12 protein-coding genes are annotated in these 18,298 nt (G+C 35.0%); 6 read left to right on the forward strand and 6 right to left on the reverse strand.

All coding sequences use genetic code 11. The features are described 5' to 3' along the window. Genes CDOM16188_RS01890 through CDOM16188_RS01905 form a run of 4 tightly spaced genes read left to right on the forward strand, consistent with a single transcriptional unit; the run spans position 1 to position 5,794 of the window. The gene (locus tag CDOM16188_RS01890) at positions 1 to 2,742 is read left to right on the forward strand and encodes a glycosyltransferase (protein ID WP_172197872.1); all 2,742 of its coding nucleotides are present in this window, start codon (positions 1 to 3) and stop codon (positions 2,740 to 2,742) included. Then, positions 2,742 to 3,773 carry a GDP-mannose 4,6-dehydratase gene (gene gmd / locus CDOM16188_RS01895; RefSeq protein WP_172197875.1) on the forward strand — a complete coding sequence of 344 codons (1,032 nt, stop codon included), beginning with the start codon at positions 2,742 to 2,744 and terminating at the stop codon, positions 3,771 to 3,773. Before CDOM16188_RS01890 ends, gmd begins: the two co-directional genes overlap by 1 nt. Next, the gene (locus CDOM16188_RS01900) at positions 3,763 to 4,635 is read left to right on the forward strand and encodes an NAD-dependent epimerase/dehydratase family protein (protein ID WP_172197877.1); all 873 of its coding nucleotides are present in this window, start codon (positions 3,763 to 3,765) and stop codon (positions 4,633 to 4,635) included. Before gmd ends, CDOM16188_RS01900 begins: the two co-directional genes overlap by 11 nt. Further along, positions 4,625 to 5,794: a glycosyltransferase family 1 protein gene (locus CDOM16188_RS01905; protein ID WP_172197880.1), complete on the forward strand. Its 1,170-nt coding sequence runs from the start codon at positions 4,625 to 4,627 to the stop codon at positions 5,792 to 5,794. Before CDOM16188_RS01900 ends, CDOM16188_RS01905 begins: the two co-directional genes overlap by 11 nt. On the opposite strand, the gene CDOM16188_RS01910 is transcribed toward CDOM16188_RS01905, so the two are convergent. Genes CDOM16188_RS01910 through CDOM16188_RS01925 form a run of 4 tightly spaced genes read right to left on the reverse strand, consistent with a single transcriptional unit; the run spans position 5,787 to position 11,155 of the window. Beyond that, positions 5,787 to 7,070 carry a TolC family protein gene (locus tag CDOM16188_RS01910; protein ID WP_172197883.1) on the reverse strand — a complete coding sequence of 428 codons (1,284 nt, stop codon included), beginning with the start codon at positions 7,068 to 7,070 and terminating at the stop codon, positions 5,787 to 5,789. The genes CDOM16188_RS01905 and CDOM16188_RS01910 overlap by 8 nt on opposite strands. Then, positions 7,060 to 8,343, reverse strand: a complete 1,284-nt coding sequence (locus CDOM16188_RS01915; protein ID WP_172197885.1) for an HlyD family type I secretion periplasmic adaptor subunit — start codon at positions 8,341 to 8,343, stop codon at positions 7,060 to 7,062. Before CDOM16188_RS01915 ends, CDOM16188_RS01910 begins: the two co-directional genes overlap by 11 nt. Next, positions 8,340 to 10,064, reverse strand: coding sequence for a type I secretion system permease/ATPase (locus tag CDOM16188_RS01920; protein ID WP_172197888.1), 1,725 nt, complete (start codon positions 10,062 to 10,064; stop codon positions 8,340 to 8,342). Before CDOM16188_RS01920 ends, CDOM16188_RS01915 begins: the two co-directional genes overlap by 4 nt. Further along, positions 10,061 to 11,155: a SapC family protein gene (locus tag CDOM16188_RS01925; RefSeq protein ID WP_172197891.1), complete on the reverse strand. Its 1,095-nt coding sequence runs from the start codon at positions 11,153 to 11,155 to the stop codon at positions 10,061 to 10,063. Before CDOM16188_RS01925 ends, CDOM16188_RS01920 begins: the two co-directional genes overlap by 4 nt. 451 nt (positions 11,156 to 11,606) lie before the next feature. Here CDOM16188_RS01925 and CDOM16188_RS01930 point away from each other — a divergent pair, with 451 nt between their 5' ends. Further along, positions 11,607 to 15,989, forward strand: a complete 4,383-nt coding sequence (locus CDOM16188_RS01930; RefSeq protein WP_172197894.1) for a calcium-binding protein — start codon at positions 11,607 to 11,609, stop codon at positions 15,987 to 15,989. 391 nt (positions 15,990 to 16,380) lie between these two features. Here the strand turns inward: CDOM16188_RS01930 and CDOM16188_RS01935 are convergent, their stop codons facing one another. Together CDOM16188_RS01935 and rpsO are read right to left on the reverse strand one after the other, a co-directional pair. Continuing rightward, complete coding sequence (locus CDOM16188_RS01935; RefSeq protein ID WP_172197897.1) at positions 16,381 to 17,328, reverse strand: acyltransferase; 948 nt, start codon at positions 17,326 to 17,328, stop codon at positions 16,381 to 16,383. Positions 17,329 to 17,481: 153 nt separating this feature from the next. Then, a complete protein-coding gene (gene rpsO, locus CDOM16188_RS01940) occupies positions 17,482 to 17,754 on the reverse strand; it encodes a 30S ribosomal protein S15 (protein ID WP_169942968.1) in 273 nt (90 codons plus the stop codon). A gap of 138 nt (positions 17,755 to 17,892) precedes the next feature. Between rpsO and CDOM16188_RS01945 the strand changes: the two genes are divergently transcribed. After that, the gene (locus CDOM16188_RS01945) at positions 17,893 to 18,297 is read left to right on the forward strand and encodes an Rrf2 family transcriptional regulator (RefSeq protein WP_172197900.1); all 405 of its coding nucleotides are present in this window, start codon (positions 17,893 to 17,895) and stop codon (positions 18,295 to 18,297) included. Position 18,298: the final 1 nt, after the last annotated feature.

The following is an 18,298-nucleotide window of genomic DNA, read 5'->3' on the forward strand; positions in this document are numbered from 1 at the left end:
ATGCGGTCTGTCTTGATTGATCTAGGCTTTAAAAATGATATAGACATGTCAAAATTTCAAGATTTTAGTAGCAGCAATATAGAGTTTTTAATATGTTCAAATAAAGATGTTGATACTTCAAATTTGAGAAAAAAACTAAAAAAATTTAAATTGTATATATTTGAACCAACATTGCATATAAGCGATATCAATGAAATAAACAAGTTAAAAAGATATTTTTTAAAAAATACAAATTCGATTTCAATTGTTTCATATGATGAATTTATAGACAAAAAAATCCAAGAAGATATAATACTAAACACTGAAAGAGAATTAAATATTAAGCCTATGCTTGCATTTTTTTCTCCAATCCCAAATGAAAAAACAGGAGTAAGTCTTTATAGTGAAGAGTTGCTAGAAGAGCTTGTCAACTATTATCAAATAACTATAATTGTTGAAAAGTTATCGAATATAAGAGAAGATTTAAAAAAAATATATGATGTACAAGAAGTTGGCTATTTCTTAAAAAATGCCGATAGATTCGATCGTATCATCTATCAAATGGGCGGTTCATCCTATCATCTTTATATGTATGAGATTATAAAAAAGTTTGAAGGTGTTGTTGTTTTTCATGATTTTTATATGTCTCAGCTTTATTATTCTGGGGATCTACGGTATACACACTTATTTTATGACGAGCTTTATTACTCACACGGATTTAAAATTTTTGATTTTTTTAAAGAGAGTGGGCTGGGTCAAACTATACTAAATTATCCTGCTAATTTATCGCTTATCGACAACTCTCTTGGCATAATAACTCACTCTAATGAGCCAAAGAGGATTTTTGATTCGCTTTATGGACCTAACGATGATTTTTTTTCGTTTATTCCTTTATTAAGAAAACCTACTAAATGTATTGAAAAAAACGAGAGCAAAAAAAGGCTAAATTTACCTCAGCATAAATTTATCATCTCAACTTTTGGATATATAGGCTCTACAAAGCTTACTTTGGAGATCGTAAAATCATTTTCAAAATTAGATACAATAGTTAAAGATAACTCTTTATTGCTTATAGTTGGTCAAAGTACGAGCGATCATTATATGGATATGATAAAAAACAGTGTAGCTGAAAATTCAATACAAGAAAATGTTAAATTTGTAGGCTGGAGTGACAATGAGAGCTACAAAGATTATTTAAACGCTACCGATTTGGCTATACAGTTAAGAAGTGACTCTAGAGGGGAGAGCTCTGCTGCGGTTCTTGATTGTTTTAACTACTCTTTACCTACAATTATAAATAATCACGGCTCCATGAGAGACCTTCCAAGAGGTAGTGCATATTTTATAGAAGAAAAGTTTAGTATAGATGAGCTTGCTGAAGCAATTAATAAAATTTATACCGACCGTGCTTTAAGAGAAGAGCTTGCAAGCAACTCAAAAGAGTATCTTGATAAAGTTCACAATCCTCAAATTTGTGCCAAAATGTATTATGAGACTGTGGAGCAAATTTATGCAAAAAAGCCTATTTTAAAAGAGATGATTAAAGACTTTAAAGATTCAAACAGTGATTTGATAATGCTTTCAAAGGCCATATCGTCAGTTAAAAAACCTCTTTTTAGACAAAAAACAATTTTTATTGATATTACGGCAGTATATACTCATGATTTAAAAACAGGTATTCAAAGAGTGGTTAGAGCTCAACTTCTTATGCTTTTACAAGTCACTAAAGATTATAGAGTTGAGCCTGTCTATTATGATGAAAAACACTCTTCTTATTTTTACGCAAGAGACTTCATGAAGAAAATTTACGGCTTAAAAGAGTTAAATTGTAAAAATGAGATCGTAGATATTCATGAGGGCGATATATTTTATGGGCTTGATTATATACCGGCAAACTCTGTTAATGCACATAAAAATGGCATTTATAAAGAATTTAAAGCCAAGGGGGCAAGAGTATTTTTTGTTGTGTATGATAATATTCCTATATCTCATCCTCATTTCTTTCCACCAGAAATACACAAAGACCATGTTTTGTGGTTAAGAGAGATAACAAGCTTTGCAGATGGACTTATTTGCATATCAGAAAGTGTGGTGGGAGAAGTTAAAAAGTATATAAAAGAAAATAATTTAAATATGCCGCCTATAATCAAAAGCATGAAGCTTGGATGTGATATTAAATCATCTTTGCCTGCGCTAGGACTTGATGTTAAATCGAAAGAAATTCTAAGAAAGATATCATCAAAGCCTACATTTTTGATGGTAGGCACACTTGAGCCAAGAAAGGGGCATGATGCCGCAATTAAAGCTTTTGATATGCTATGGCAAAAAGGTTATGATATAAATTTAGTTATTGTTGGCAAGATGGGTTGGATGGTCGATTCTTTGAAAAGCATGGTGCTAAATCATCACGAAAAAGACAATAAGCTAATTTATCTAAATTTTGTAAGTGATGAGATGCTTGATGAAATTTATAAAAACTCAAGTTGCCTAATAGCCGCAAGTAGAGCCGAGGGTTTTGGCTTGCCACTTGTTGAAGCGGCGATCCATAAAATTCCTATAATAGCAAGAGATCTTGATGTCTTTAAAGAAGTTTCAAATGGCTCTGCTACATTTTTCTCAAGCGATGAGCATTTGGCTGGCATAATAGCCAAATGGTTGGAGGATTTTAAGGAGTCAAGGCATATTAGATCAGATAGAGTTGAACTTGTTTCGTGGCAGGAAAGTGCTATGCAGGCATATAAAATTTTAACAGGAGATTTTTAATGAAAAAAGCTTTGATTACGGGTGTAACCGGGCAAGACGGTGCGTATCTTGCAAAGTATCTGCTAGAGCTTGGATACTTGGTTTATGGTACATGTAGGAGAACGGCTAGTTTAAATTTGTGGAGACTTGAAGAGCTTGGAGTGCTTGAAAATAAAAATTTAAAAATTGTTGAGATGGATTTAACTGATGCGTTTAATATTTTGAGTGTAGTTTCAGAAATTCGTCCTCATGAAATTTATAACCTAGCCGCTCAAAGCTTTGTCGGTGTAAGCTTTAAAGAGCCTTTTCATACGGCAAATGTAACCGCTCTTGGAGTATTAAATTTGCTTGAAGCCGTAAGGATAGTAGATAAAGATATTAAATTTTACCAAGCAAGCACATCTGAGATGTTTGGTTTAGTTCAAGAGGTTCCACAAAGAGAGAATACTCCGTTTTATCCGCGCTCTCCTTATGGAGTTGCAAAGCTTTACGGCCATTTTATAACGGTAAATTATAGGGAAAGCTACGGTATATTTGGAAGTAGTGGAATTTTATTTAACCACGAAAGTCCACTTAGAGGGCTTGAGTTTGTAACAAGAAAGATTACAAACACTGCCGCTAAAATAGCGTTAAAAAAGGCTAATGTACTAGAGCTTGGAAATCTTGATGCTAAGCGCGACTGGGGATATGCTTATGAATATGTTCAAGGAATGTATAAAATTTTACAGCACCATACGCCTGATACTTTTGTGCTTGCAACAGGTAAGACTACTACTGTAAGAGACTTTGTATCGCTTACATTTAAAGCACTTGACATAGAGCTTAAATTTGAAGGTGAGGGCGAGAGTGAAGTTGGGCTTGACAAGAGCGGCAACGTGCTGGTAAAAGTAAACCCTGAATTTTATAGACCTGCTGAAGTTGATCTTCTAATAGGCGATGCAACAAAGGCTAAAAATGAGCTTGGATGGGAGGCGCAAACTTCACTTGAAGAGCTTTGTAAAATGATGGTAAAAGCGGATATTAAAAAGATTGAGCGTGGATTTGAGTTCTAAAGTTTTTATTACGGGAGCCGATGGTTTTACAGGTTTTTATTTATCACACTATATAGAAAAATCAGGATATGAAGTCATTAAAGCCTCAATAAAAAAACAAAAAGAAGGCTTTGTGTATTGTGATATATGTAATAAAGAGAGCATAAAGACAGCTCTTGAACATATAAATCCCGAATTTGTTATACATCTTGCCGCAATATCCTTTGCTCCAAGCGATCTTGATCTTATAGATAAAGTTAATGTTGGTGGAAGCGAGAATTTGCTTGAGTGTTTAGAGGTGCTTGAAAAAAAACCAAAAAGAGTGATTTTGGCAAGTTCGGCTTCTGTTTATGGGGCGCAAAGTAGTGAAATTTTATCTGAAAATTTAGAGCCAAATCCACTTTCGGCTTATGCAAAGAGCAAATTTAAAATGGAGCAAACGGCTCTAAAAAGTAGCCTTGATATCATTATCACCCGTCCATTTAACTATACGGGAGTAGGGCAAGCTATAAGCTTTTTGATACCTAAAATAGTATCTCATTTTAAAGAAAAAAAATCTACTATCGAATTAGGAAATTTAACTCCAAAGCGTGAGTATAATAGCGTTTTGGATGTGGTTAAAATTTATGAAAAACTGCTTCACACAAAAAGCGAGCATAAAATTTTTAACATAGGCTCCGGAGTCGGTTATGGCGTGGGTGACATAGTAAGGTTTATGCAAGAAATTTCAGGACATAACATTAATGTCCTGCAAAATCCAAAATTTATGAGAAGCGATGAAGCTGAAATTTTACTAGCCGATATTTCAAGACTAAAAGAGCTTGGTATAAATATTTGTAAAAGCGATATAAAAGAGATTTTAAAGTGGATGTATGAAAGCTAAAATTTTAGTTGATACAAAGTCGCTACTTTCTTCTTTGTCTGGTGTAGGAAGATATGCTTATGAGGTTTTAAGAGGTCTTGATAAGGATAAATTTGATGCTTATTTTAATTACGGTTTTATATCGCAAGAGATCATTTTGCCTAAGAAGCAAGATGCTTTGTCTGTAAAAGATTTATATAGAAAAAAAATTACAAGAGCCTTAAAAGCTATTTTTATTTTTTTTCCGACATGGTTTAAGACCGCCGCGAGAGTCGTGCTAAAAAAATTAAACGAATATAGACTAAAAGAGTGCGAATTTGATATATATTTTCAGCCAAATTTTATACCGCTTGACGTAAATGCAAAATTTATAGTAGTTGCCATACATGATCTTGCTTTTATCAAGCATAAAGAGTTTCATCCAAAAGATAGAATTGAATTTTTTGATAAATTTTTTGTGAAAAATATTTCAAAAGCCGATAAAATCATAACTGTTTCAAATTTTATTAAAAAAGAGATAGTTGCTACTCTTGAAATAGATAGCAAGGATGTAGAGGTTATATATAACGGCTATGATGAAAACGTATTTTATAAAAGAGATAAAATTGCTCAAACAAGCTTAAAAGATGAGCTTGATTTAAAAAAAGAGTTTATTTTGTTTGTCGGTTCAATCGAGCCAAGAAAGAATTTAAAAACGCTTATTAAGTCTTACAATCTTTTAGATGAAGATTTGCAGAATAAATTTGATCTGGTTATAGTAGGCGCAAAAGGATGGGAGAATTCTGAAATTCATAACCTGATCAAGCAAAATTCAAATATCAAATTTCTAGGTTATATAGATGATGAGAGTTTAGCCACTCTTTATAGTGCCGCAACCGTTTTTGTCTATCCTTCCGTTTATGAAGGATTTGGTATCCCTCCGCTTGAAGCGATGGCTTGCGGATGTCCGGTGATGCTTTCTGATATAGAAGTTTTTAGAGAAATCTATAGTTCTAATGCTGTTTTTTTCGATACATTGAATGAAGTAGATCTAAAAGAAAAAATGCTAAATTTACTTACTGATAAAGATAAGCAAATAAAACTTGCAGAGTGTGGACTGGAATTTTGCAAGAATTTTACTTGGGCAAAATCGGCTAAAGCACACTCTGATCTATTTTTGAGTCTAAAAAACTCTATTTGAAAGCATTTTCAAGGTTATTCATGCTTTCAGAAGTGATATTGTTTACTAAACTTTCAAGCTCAAGATATAAAGATACTACATTGTAAGCGGTTGTAAGAGCGTCATTTCTGATCTTATGCACTCTTGCTTTAGCATCAAGCAAATCAACTATATTTCTCAAGCCTTCTTGATATCCTCTTTCGATGGAATGTTCGTAAATTTTAGCATTTTCAAGAGATTGCAAGACTATATCATACTCTTGTATGTAGTTTTGAAAGTCGCTTATCTTTTGTCTCTGCGAGATATCAACGCTCTTTTGGATATCGTTTTGCCTTGCGATGCTTGCTTGTCGTAGCAATTCGGCTTCTTGAGCCCTATATGTCGTAAGACCGCTTGAAAAGATAGGGATACTAAGCCTTATCATTGTTTCCACACGGTTTTCTTTGTCTCCAAAATTTTTATTATCTATATAGTCGTTTTTTGAGTATCCTATAGAAAAATCAACCGTCGGAAGATGTTCGCTCTTTCTCTTTGAGTACTCTTTTTCAGCTATCTGGGTTCCTATTAGGCTTTGCTGATATTGTATGTTTTTGTTTGTGTCGTTAAATTTAGCTACAGCGATATTTTTAAAGAAATTTATATCCAAATTTGCAAGATGATTTTTTACTTCTACATCTTTTCCTATTAGTTTATTAAGGGCGATTCTTGCTATATCTATGTCTCTTTGAGCCTTGCTTACCCCAAGTATAGACTCGTCATATCTTACTTTTGATTCAAGCATATCCATTTTGTTCGTAAGACCCAAGGATAAAGATTTTTCCATCTGCTCAAGTCTTGCTTTATTCGCCTCGTTGTAGCTTTGAGCTAGTTTTAAATTCTCGCTTGTATAAACAAGATCAAAATAAGCTTTTGCAACACGTTTGGCAAGCTCTTGCCTGTTTAATTCTAAATTTAGCCTGCTTTCTTCTTTTCTTAAAACTTCTTGATCTTTTTGATAGTATAAAGAGGGTTGAAAAATTTGCTGTCTAAGTGTAACTCCATAGCTTCTATAGCTTTCATCAACCTCTTTTTTGTATCTATCATACTTGTCTCCTCTGTAGCTTGCATCTGCGGATACGGTAGGAAATAGCTGCGAAACGCTTTGTTTATACCTCTCTGCCGTAGCTAAATTCGTATATATATAATATCTATACTCCTGATCGTTTTCAAGCGCCATATGGTATGCCTGCGAGAGACTTATGCTCTCTGCTAAAATTAGTGTAGGCAAACCTAAAAAGGCTAAAATTTTAATCTTCATTGAAAGCCCTTTGAAACATATCTATAAATGGGTTTAAGATATAGCTTAAGACGGTTCTATCACCCGTTCTTACCATTACTTCTGCCGGCATACCGGGAATTAAAAAGAATTTATTTCTTTCAAGCTCTTTTATGCCATCTTCTGTAAGCTTTATCTTTATCTCGTAAAACTGATGCCCTTGGTTATCTTGCAAGCTATCAGCAGAGATATATATCACTTCGCCCTCTATTACATGAGCTTGTTGGAGTTCAAATGCGCTAAATCTTACATCTGCAATTAATCCTATCGTAACCTTATCTATATCCGTCAAATTCATCTTTGCATCCACTAGATATTCGCTGCTATCAGGCACTATATTCATTATAACCTCTCCTGATCTGACAACTCCGCCTATAGTATGAGCTGTCATCCCTACTACGGTACCGCCGATTGGCGCTTTTATCATAGTTCTGTCTAGCTGATCGTTAAGTGCGATATATCTTGATCTAAGATCGGTTATAACTTTTTTAACGTCTTCAAGCTTTTTTAATACGTCTTCCTTGAATGTCCTCTCTCTTAAAATGATTTGAGATTTTGTCTCGGTTATCTGCACATTTAGCCTTGCGATATCTGCTACACTTGAAGCGATTTCGCCATCAACCGCAACTTTTTCGCGTTTAGAATCCCTTAGTCTTATCTTGTCGCTTAATTGCTCTTTATAAAGCCTCTCCCACTCTTTTATCTCCTCTTCAAGAGAATTTGATCTTAGCTTTTTTGAGGCGATAATAGCATTTAAGCTGTCGATCTGCTTACGAAGTTGAGTTATTCGCTGATTTAAAATTTCTTTTTCGTCTTCAAGCAACTTTTTTTGCTCTTTAAATATGCTTATTTGACCTTTTGCAGCCTCTTCAAATCCCTTCATGCCTCTTACTTCATCGCTAAATTTTATCTCCTTTTCATCATCTCTTTGAGCTATTAGCCTAGCTTCTACCACGCTATTTTGTAAAAATTCACTCTGGGCTATCTCAAGTTCGGCTTGAAGTCTTGCGTTTTTTATCTCTATTAGCACATCTCCTGCTTTTACCTTGTCTCCGTCTTTAACGTGAATTTTATCTATCACGCCACCTTCTAAGTGCTGTACTACCTTTTTATCGTTGACCACGCTTACCTTGCCTACTGCAACGGCAGCATTTTTAAGCGGAGCAAGTGCGGCCCAGCCACCAAAAACCACGACAAGCAAAAATATAACGACTAAACCAGCTCTAATCGTTCCTCTTTCGTCAGATAGTATCATTTGCTCTCCTCTATGGATTCAGGTTTTGCCTCTTGTCTAACTTGGGCTTGATTTTTGGTAAGCTCTCTTAAGACTGCATCTCTTGCGCCAAAATAAGCTAGCTTGCCGCCGGCAAGTACTGCTATCTTGTCAACTATGCCAAGTATATTTAGCTTGTGAGTTATGAGTATTATCGTAGCCTTTCCTTTCATATTTAGAAGCGATTGCTGAAGCGCTCTTTCTCCAGCTTCATCCAAGCTAGCGTTTGGTTCATCCAGTATTATTATCTTTGGTGATTTATAAAAAGCTCTTGCAAGCGCGATTCTCTGTCTTTGTCCACCACTTAATCCCGAGCCTCCGCCTATTAGTCTGGTATCATATCCGTCCGGTAAATTTAGTATCATCTCATGGACGTTTGCCATTTTTGCTGCTTTGATTATCTCTTCTGAGTCAAGCTCGCCGAATCTTGCTATATTTTCAGCAACTGTTCCTTCAAACAGCTCTATATCTTGAGGCAAGTATCCTACGAATTCTCCAAGATGATCACTGTCGTAGTGGTTTATATCGGCTCCGTCTATCCTTACAGTGCCTTTAAACAAAGGCCATACACCAAGCACGGCGCGCGCTAATGAGCTTTTTCCTGCAGCACTTGGTCCTATGATGGCACACATATCTCCTGCATTTAAGCCAAAGCTTACATCTATCAAAGAGAGATTTTTTGAGTTAGGAGGAAGCACCGAGATACCTTGACATTCTATATATCCGCTCGGATCAGGAAGTCTTGTTTTGTTGCTTTCAGCCGGAAATTCGGTTAAGAATTTATCTAGCCTTTCATAGCTTTCTTTTGCGCCTTTGTAGTTTTTCCAGCTGGCTATTAGTATATCAAGCGGAGCAAGGGCTCTACCCATGATGATAGAACCTGCTATCATCATGCCCGGAGTTAGTTCATTTTTTACAACCAGATAGGCACCAAGACCCAGCATCAAGGACTGGAATGTTACGCGTGCTGTTTTACTGATGTTTGCATAAATTCCGGCCATTGCACTGGCTTCCGAGTGAGAATTTAAAAACTCGTCGTGTTTGGCTTCCCAAATTTTTCTTAAATTTTTATTCATACCCATAGCTTGTATGGTCTCTGAATTTCTTAGGTTTAGATCAACAAATCTCATCTCTTTAGAGTAGCTATCATTTGAGTTTTTAAGACCGTCTTTTGTAGCCTTTTCGTTAAGAAGCGCTAGTATAAAAAGACAAATTGCCGCAAATATACTAAACCAGCCATACATAGGATGGAACAAAAAAAGTATGCCGATATATATAGGCATCCAAGGCGCATCAAGGAATGCAAATACTCCGTTTGCGCTTAGATATTGCTTGATAGTGTTTAGATCCCTCATTGCCTGCGATGTAGTCTTTGACGGATTTTTTGCGGCTAGCTTAAATATAGCGTCATAAATTCTGCCCGACAAATTTCTATCTATCTGATTTGCAAAGACTATCAGCACTCTTGATCTTAATATCTCAAACGCACCCATCGTAACAAACAAAAACACCACTATAAGCGTAATCATAGTAAGCGTATCAAGGCTTCTTGACGTAACTACGCGCCCGTAAAGCTGAAGCATATACAAAGGCGGCGTAAGCATCAAGATATTTACAAACATACTAAAGATGCCCGCATATATAAGGCACCTTTTTGATTTTAAAAGTATGCTTTTTAGTTCATTTTCTTTTTTACCTTTCATTTTTCAAGTATCCTTGTAGCAAGAGTTTGAAAATTTGAAAGGCTGCTTAAATGGATATTGATAAGATCCATATATCCGTTTCTTACAAACATCGCAAGAGTTTTATCATCCAGTTCGTTTAATTTAGCCTTGCTTACTATGCAAAATCCTTTTATAAGCACATACTCTTCATCTGCTACTTTTAAATTTAGCTCTTTTTCTACCAATATACCCGATTTTTTAAGCTCTTGCATCATGCTTTGTGTTCTTGCAAAATCCGCATCATAGTTTTTAAGTGCGGCTATAACTCTTTTTAAAAATTCGCTTCTATTTTCTTCTTGGTCAAATAAAATTTCACCCTCGTCGCTCTTTGTTAATTGGTTTGAGTCCATATCTACGCAAAGAACCTTTTTGCCGTCAGCATTACCCAATAAAAAAGGATAGTTTTTAAGGCTAGCTGGGACATATCCTTTGAAATTTTCATCTATCATGACATTATTGGTTTGCCCTAAAAGAACTACCATAGTAGGTACTACTTCGTTTGTAAATACTATACAGAAATTTTCAGCGCATTTTTTCATCTCTGTTGCTGTTATTTTAGCTACCGGAGTATTTGGTATATCTCCTCCTACATATCTTAAGTCTTTGTGCTCTTCTGAGTTTAAAGCTACTATATTCACGTTCTTCCTTTTTTTGATATTTTTTATATTGTGTTTTTTATCTATGCTTATACTTTTGCTACTTTTTACAAAAATCGTTCCGCCGTTTTGCTCTATAAATTTAGCTATATCGTCTTTTTCGTTATCTCCAACCAATGTTACACTGTATCTATCTATCTTTCCGTTTTCGTCTTTATTCTCTCTATTTTTATTTCTCTCTCTTACAAAAGAGCTATTTAAAATTTGCATAAATTTAACTATATCTTTACTTTCTATATATAGTATTACATTGTTTTTTCCTATATAGTATCCATAAATTTTAGTATCGCAACGATCTGCTATATCTAAAAGTTTTGTTTTATATATCTTTACTTCATCATCATTTTGGCAAAAATCACCGCTCTGTTTTATCAGAACAACCCCCGATGATATCTCTCTCGGTTTTCTTCCCATAATTTCCTTTGTCTTTCTTGTAAAAATTTAAAATTTATCTAAAGACGCAATTTTAATACTTTATTCTGAATATAAAATTAAAAAGTGCCAAAGTAATTAAAAAATATATTAAATTTTTGATACTTTATATTGAATTTACGTTACTTTTAATTCAAAATTAAACTATTTTATAAGTTTTTGTGTTATAATAGCTTTAAGTATTTGTAAAAGTACTATCGATAGTAGGTAGCACAGAGAGCAAATCTAGTAGGCTCATCTGCGATTACCCTGTCTCGGTTGGTTCTACTAGACATGGTCTTTACAACTACCAAATTTTATTTTATAAGGAGTCCTTATGGCTTTAACACAAACACAAGTTTCTCAACTTTATGTTACTCTATTTGGTAGAGCATCTGAAGGTTCGGGAAACAAATACTGGCAAGCACAGTCAGACATGGCGGTTGCAGCGCAAATGATGCTAGATACTGCTGCTGCTAAGACATATTTTGGTACATCTATGGATGACAACCAAAAATTTATAGAGCATATCTATAAAAATACCCTAAATAAAACTGTTGTAGAGGATGCAGCAGGTATTAAATTCTGGGTTGATGCATTAAATGCTGGAAATTCACGCGGATTTATAGCTTCTGAGCTTCTTAAGGCTGCTGTAGATCCTAAAAATGCCGGTCAAGCGCAAGACCTATTTAATAATAAGGTAGCTATCTCTGATTATACAGCTGGCAAAGTACAAAATGTAGCATCGGCTTCAGCAGCTGATCTTAAGCCATTTGTTGATGCATTAAATATGGTTACTCACGATGCTTCTACCGTTCCTGCGGCTAAAGCTTTCGTGGATACTATTCCTGATGCTGCTATGGATACAAGCAGTGATTGGATCTCTACTCCTGTTAATCCGGGTGAAACTTTCACTCTTACAGCTGGCACAGACAAGGCTACTGCAAACGTGTTTAATGCCCCTATGACATACAATCCTGCAGGAACAGATAGAATTAAATCTCTACAAGACGAAGATATTCTAACCGGTACAGCAGGCAGAACAGACAATACTCTCAATGTAGAGATGGGTCAGATTAATGCTGATGAGGGCGATGGCGGAGTAAGAACACCACAAATTCATAATATACAAAACGTAAATATCCAATTTACCGGTAACTCTAAGGAAATGGATCTAAGATATGCTGACTCTGTAAATAAAGTAAATATTGATAAGATAACAAAACTTACAGACGATCAAGTAAAAGTAACAAACATAGGTCAAAAACTTGACGGCATGAGAGTAGCAAATGCATCTAAAGCAACAAGTAATGTTACTCTAGATTTTAAGCAAGGTGTTTTAGCTGGAGCTGAAGATTCGGGACTACTAGAACTACATAATGTTCTTGCGGATAAAGTTGTACAAACAAGCAATGAAGGAACAGGCGATAAAGAGGGTTATGAGAAGCTTGCTTTAATTTCTAAAGCGGGAGTTAAATTAAACGAACTTACTCTAAACCAACTAAAAGAGCTTACTATAAAAGGTAGTGGTAATCTAACTATAGCTAAGCTTACGAATCCTGCCACAGCAGCTACTGGTCTTGATCAATTCCTTAAACTTGAAGATGGTGGTTTGAACGCTGTTGCTACTACAGGTCTTGACAAAATAGATGCAAGCGGCTTTAACGGCAAACTTACTCTTGATCTTACAACTGTAATTGACCCGTCTACAAATCCATTTGCTTCAGGCACAGTGATTCCTATAGAAATTATAGGCGGAGGAGCTGATGATGTATTCTACTCTAAAGCAGCCCCTACAGAAAAGACTAAGATTAACGGAAATGGTGGAAATGACAAACTTGTTTTAGTTAGCACCAATATAGACACAAAAGACCTTCCTTCTATAACAAATATAGAGAATTTAGAGCTTAGAACTCAAACAACTACTGCAGCAAAAGCTGATTTAGATGCGTTTAAAGATGATGCATTAGCAGGTGTTTTAGTAAGAAATGAAAATATGGCTGCTAACGCTGCTGCTGAATTTGAACTTAAAAACATCAAAAAAGCTCTTGCAGAAAGCGGTAATATAGTTATAGAGCACTCTGTTGACGCAATGATTAACGAAAACGACACTGTAAATAAAAGTACAGGTGTTGTAGATCAAGTTGATCTAAAGCTTACTGCTATCTTAAAAGATGCAAAAGGAGATCAAGATACTCTTAGCTTAACTGTTAGAAATGCAAACAATACTCAAAAAGTGTTTAACTATGACGTAATAGCAGCTGGAGTAGAAAGTATAACTATTGACGATCAAGATACCGAAACAAATATAGTGGGGCTTGATAGATTTGCTGATCACAAAGAGACAATCACTCTAAAAGGCGGAAAAGCGGGTCAAGAGTATACTGTCAAAAACCAATTGCTATCTAAAGTTATAGACGGTAGTGCGCAAGCAAGCAATCTAAGACTTCAAGTTGGTGAGGGCTCATATAAGACTCATACAGACAAGATAATAGCTCAAGATATTAAGCTAGGTAAAGGTGATGATATCCTTACATTTAATAACCTTAACGACTTTGATAGTGGTGATAAAATTTCTGATGCAGGCGGACACGACGTGGTTAGAGCGGCATTTAGTAAAGATAGCACTTTAGACATTTCAGGTATTGAAGAGCTTCATATCGTTGCTACAGAAAATGTTAAGCTAAATATGGCTAAAGCTGAAGTAGAAAAACTTGTTATTATGTCAGATAAAGCTGTTGATCAAAATCAACCTGCTGCTAATGACAACTCGCCTATTACTCCTGAGCCATTTGGTATTGCTCCAGGCAGTGTAACTGTAACAGACATCATTACTATTGACGGAAGTAAGCTAAATGCTCTTAACTTCTTCGGTGATTTAGATAAAGATGATAAAAATGGAGCAACTACTAATGCTGGGTTCTTCTATGATGATGAAGATAAGGCTCAAGTATTTAATGGCGTTACTCTTACAAATAACAAGGCTGAAAAACTTGATATCAACATCAACTCAAGCCTTGATAAGGTATTTAGAGGTGCAGAGACTTATGATATAGGTCAAATCACAGCTCATGGTTCTAAAGAGATTAGCATAGTTGTAAAAGACGAATACTATAAACTAAAAGGCGATGATATTGCAACTCATCCAGGCGAAGTTAAAAACGGTAAGGGTGTAAAAGACTATTCAAATACAAAAACAACTATCCACAATATCTTTGCCGATACTATGAGCACATTAACTGTTGAAGCTCAAGCTAACATTGATCTTAATGTGGTTTCAGGCGCAGGCACTAGAGATAACGTTACTAAGGTTGATGCTACTAAAGTCGGTGGCAACTTTATAGCTCACGTTAAAGCCTTAGGCAATGGCGCTACTGTAAATCTTGGCGATGCAACTAGTGATAAAACAGGTGCTTGGACAGGAAACATCTTTAGTGGTTATACTTCAAACGGTACAGGTGTAAATTATGAAGCCGGCAATGGTAATAACAGAATTACCGGTAACAATAAAGACGATAATATTAAAGTTGGTAACGGACTAAATCTTATTTTCGCTGACCAAGGAAACAACAAGGTTATTACTGGTGACGGCAATGATTTAGTAAATGCACTAGCAGGAAATGATACTATCGTTTTGGGTAAAGGAAATGATATCTATGTAGATAACATTAATTTATCAAGTGCCGATTTCTTTGAGGGTGCAATCAACTACACAGGTGCAGCTTCTGGAACCGACGCAGGAACGTCTTCTACGACTGTAACAAAGACAGGTGATGCCGGTATGGTATTTATACATGCTGCAGGTGATGATGTTTTGGCTAATGCGGCTGTAAAACAGTGGATAGCAGTCGGTGAAGGCGGTAAAGGGCTTCAATTAGAGTGGGAAGGCGATACTCTAAAAACAGCTTCTGCTACATTAGATGGTGCAAGTAAGCTAGCTGCAGTAGGAGATACTGATGCTAACGCTAACTTATTTATCAATGAAGCTGCAAATGCAGAAACTTTTGACGGTAAAGCAGGAAATGACGTTTATCTAAGCACGAAAGCTGCTTCAGCTGTTAATTTCTCAGGCGGCGAAGGCAATGATGCCGTAGTAGGTGGTAACGGTAACGATCTTATAAAAGGCGGTGAAGGTGCTGATGTAGCAGTATTGCAACATAAAGTTCATGATAAGATAGATGGTGCAGCTCTAATAGCAGGTGACTATGATGGCAAAACAGACGTAGTAACCATAGCTATGGGCGATTCTAAGATAGACTCTTGGGATAAGATCTATATGTTTGACTCGGTTACAGCAGCAAACGCAGCTCTTCCTGCCGCTGCTGATGACACAGGAGCTACTGCAGGCGGTGATGTGCTTAAACTTAAAGTTAAATTTGACGCAACTAAATTTGCAGGCAATGAAGCTGCAGCTGCTGGAACTCATACTCTAAACGGTAATGACGTTGGTGGTATTATGGGTCATAGTGTTGAAGCTGCAGGTCTTGTTACATTCAAGAGCTTAACAGCAGCTGAAAACAACACAGGACTTCAGTCAAACTATAATACTGTTGATGCACATACAGTCGCTTCAGCCGGTACAGAGGTTAAAATCAATGCTTCTAACTTAAAAGATGCGTTGGCTTATTTGGCTAAATACTATGACGGAACAGGTGCTACAGTCATGTTTAGATATGACGGCAACAATGACGGTAACTATGGAAGCTCTATCCATGACAGCGTATTTGTATTCCAAGACGGTGAGCAAGATACTGTTGTAGAGTTGGTCGGCGTTCCTAATAGTACAATCACTCTTACTGATACTCAAGCTGCTAATAGTATCAGTGTTCAACAATAAGTTTATAAATTTATAAACTTAAAACTTTTATAAGCTCTCTCTTCGCGAGAGGGCTTTTTATTTTAGCTTCAATTTTATACTCTAAAACAACTTGATACCAAAATATTTTTTAATTTTATATTAGTATATTTTATTGTATTATTTTTGAGTAAAACTATCCAATCTTTAATTTGTTCTGTATAGTTTATTTTGTCTATAATTTGTTTGCTACAAGTATGTTAAAACCTATATACATGCTTAAAAAAGACAAGTAAGTAAAATATTATAAAATAAAAGAACTGGTATTTGAGCAAATGAAATTAGTATCTATAGCTTGTTTTGTATATACGATCAAGATATGTATTGGATAAGATAGTATCTTATTGTTTTTTAGAATAAGCTATTAAGCCTTTTATTTATTGTGAAATCTTGTTTTATTTACCCTATTTTCTATTAAATAGTAGTTTATAAGTCCAAATACAATTGATCCAAGTGTGATAAAATATAAATTATGCACACCTAATATATATTCACTAGTCCAAATAAACATAAAATGAGAGATAAAAATCGAGTATGAAAGTGAACCTAAAATTTCATTAAATTTTAGTTTGAGTTTAAATTTTTCATGAGTTAGCACAAGTAAAACCCCAAGCAGGTATCCAGTAACGATCTCTACACTAAAAATTCCAAATCTATTTTTATAGATCAAAAACATAAGCAGTAAAATTATGCCAATATAAAAAAGTGCCAGAGCTTTATACTCTCTTTGGAATATTAAAAAGCCTGTATAAAATATAAAAAATACACCGCAAACGGTTCTATATCCATAGATATCTGAGTCTATATAGCCTAAATTTGCTACGCAAAAAACAATGAAAGATATAAAGGCTAGCATAAACCCAAGTCTTTTAAATTTAATTGCTATCACAAGAAGGCAGTATGCTTGAAGCTCCGCTCCTAGCGACCATGCAGGAGGAATTAGGAAATTTAATCCTATAGGAGCATTAAAGACTTGCACATCAAGCCAGAAAAAATAATTTAACGGGATAATACTTAAGTGATAAAATAAATTTTTAAAGCTAAAATTTGGCTCAAGATAGCCAGTTGCGCAAAAAAATAAAATCGTAATTAAAAGTGCAAATAGATATGTAGGATATATACGCAAAAATCTATCTTTGATAAAATAACTAATCTGAGAATTTTTTGGTGCTATTTTGATAAATACTTTTGATGTAACAAGACCTGCTAGGATATAGAAAAATACAACTGCAAATACCCCGATATTGTGCCCTAAAAATTTATAATTCATGTGAGAAAGAAGTACCATATAAGCCAGTATAAATCTAATATATCCGAACAATTAAGTGTCCTTATTTGTAGAGATTGTTTGTGAAATAATACAATATTAAGGCTAATTTATCTTTGAAATTAAGTTTTGCTCGTGTTATTTGAATTTGATATTTTGTAATTTTTAAATTGAAGCAAGATAAGCCCTTTAAAAAGGGCTTATTAATTATTTATCTCTTAAATTAAGCTCAGCGATAAGTTTTGAATACGCTGTATAGTCTTTGTTTTTAAGATATTTTAAAAGACGTTTTCTGCGACCGACTAGTTTTAAAAGACCAAGTCTTGAAGAAAAATCCTTCTTAAATACTTTCAAGTGCTCTGTAAGCTCAGCAATTCTCGCACTTAAGAGTGCTATTTGAACCTCAGGCGAACCTGTGTCGTTTTCTTTTCTAGCGAATTTCGCAACTATTTCTGCTTTTTTAGCCGAATCCAAAGCCATAATGACCTCCTGATTGGTGAAATTAAAAAAGCCGATTATATCATAAAATTTAAAAATTTGCTAAAATATCTCAAAAATTACTATTTAATCAAATTTGCAGATAGTTTTTTATAAAATACAACCAAAAAAGGAGAATTTGTGCTTTTTACAAAAGCCAGCGAATACGCTTTGCTCTCGCTTATATACATCTCTCAAAAGGACTCTCCCGTGGATGTCGATACGATGTCAAATGAGCTTGGAATTTCAAAAAGTTTTTTGGCAAAAATTTTACAAGGGCTTGCCAGAGAGAAAATTTTGATATCTTTTAAAGGCGCAAACGGAGGCTTTTTGCTAGCCGATGCTCCTGAAAATATAAGCATTAAGCGTATATTTGAAAGCGCGGAAAAGCGCAAAACGGCAGTATTTGAGTGCTCTTCGTCGCTTGAGGATTGCCCTAGTAATCAAGGCGCTATGTGTAAAATTTGGTCGACGTTTAACACTCTTCAAATTCAAATCGATGATTTTTTAGACACGATAAAACTGTCACATATCATTAAGAAGTAGC

Origin of the sequence: Campylobacter sp. RM16188 (assembly GCF_012978795.1) — a bacterium.
GTDB classification, from domain to species: domain Bacteria; phylum Campylobacterota; class Campylobacteria; order Campylobacterales; family Campylobacteraceae; genus Campylobacter_A; species Campylobacter_A canis.

Excerpts from the sequence above, each read along its gene's own strand:
- CDOM16188_RS01890 (WP_172197872.1), top strand. The coding sequence starts at position 1 with ATGCGGTCTGTCTTGATTGATCTAGGCTTTAAAAATGATATAGACATG.
- rpsO (WP_169942968.1), bottom strand. The coding sequence starts at position 17,754 with ATGGCTTTGGATTCGGCTAAAAAAGCAGAAATAGTTGCGAAATTCGCT.
- CDOM16188_RS01905 (WP_172197880.1), top strand. The coding sequence starts at position 4,625 with ATGAAAGCTAAAATTTTAGTTGATACAAAGTCGCTACTTTCTTCTTTG.
- gmd (WP_172197875.1), top strand. The coding sequence starts at position 2,742 with ATGAAAAAAGCTTTGATTACGGGTGTAACCGGGCAAGACGGTGCGTAT.
- CDOM16188_RS01920 (WP_172197888.1), bottom strand. The coding sequence starts at position 10,064 with ATGAAAGGTAAAAAAGAAAATGAACTAAAAAGCATACTTTTAAAATCA.
- CDOM16188_RS01910 (WP_172197883.1), bottom strand. The coding sequence starts at position 7,070 with ATGAAGATTAAAATTTTAGCCTTTTTAGGTTTGCCTACACTAATTTTA.
- CDOM16188_RS01925 (WP_172197891.1), bottom strand. The coding sequence starts at position 11,155 with ATGGGAAGAAAACCGAGAGAGATATCATCGGGGGTTGTTCTGATAAAA.
- CDOM16188_RS01930 (WP_172197894.1), top strand. The coding sequence starts at position 11,607 with ATGATGCTAGATACTGCTGCTGCTAAGACATATTTTGGTACATCTATG.
- CDOM16188_RS01915 (WP_172197885.1), bottom strand. The coding sequence starts at position 8,343 with ATGATACTATCTGACGAAAGAGGAACGATTAGAGCTGGTTTAGTCGTT.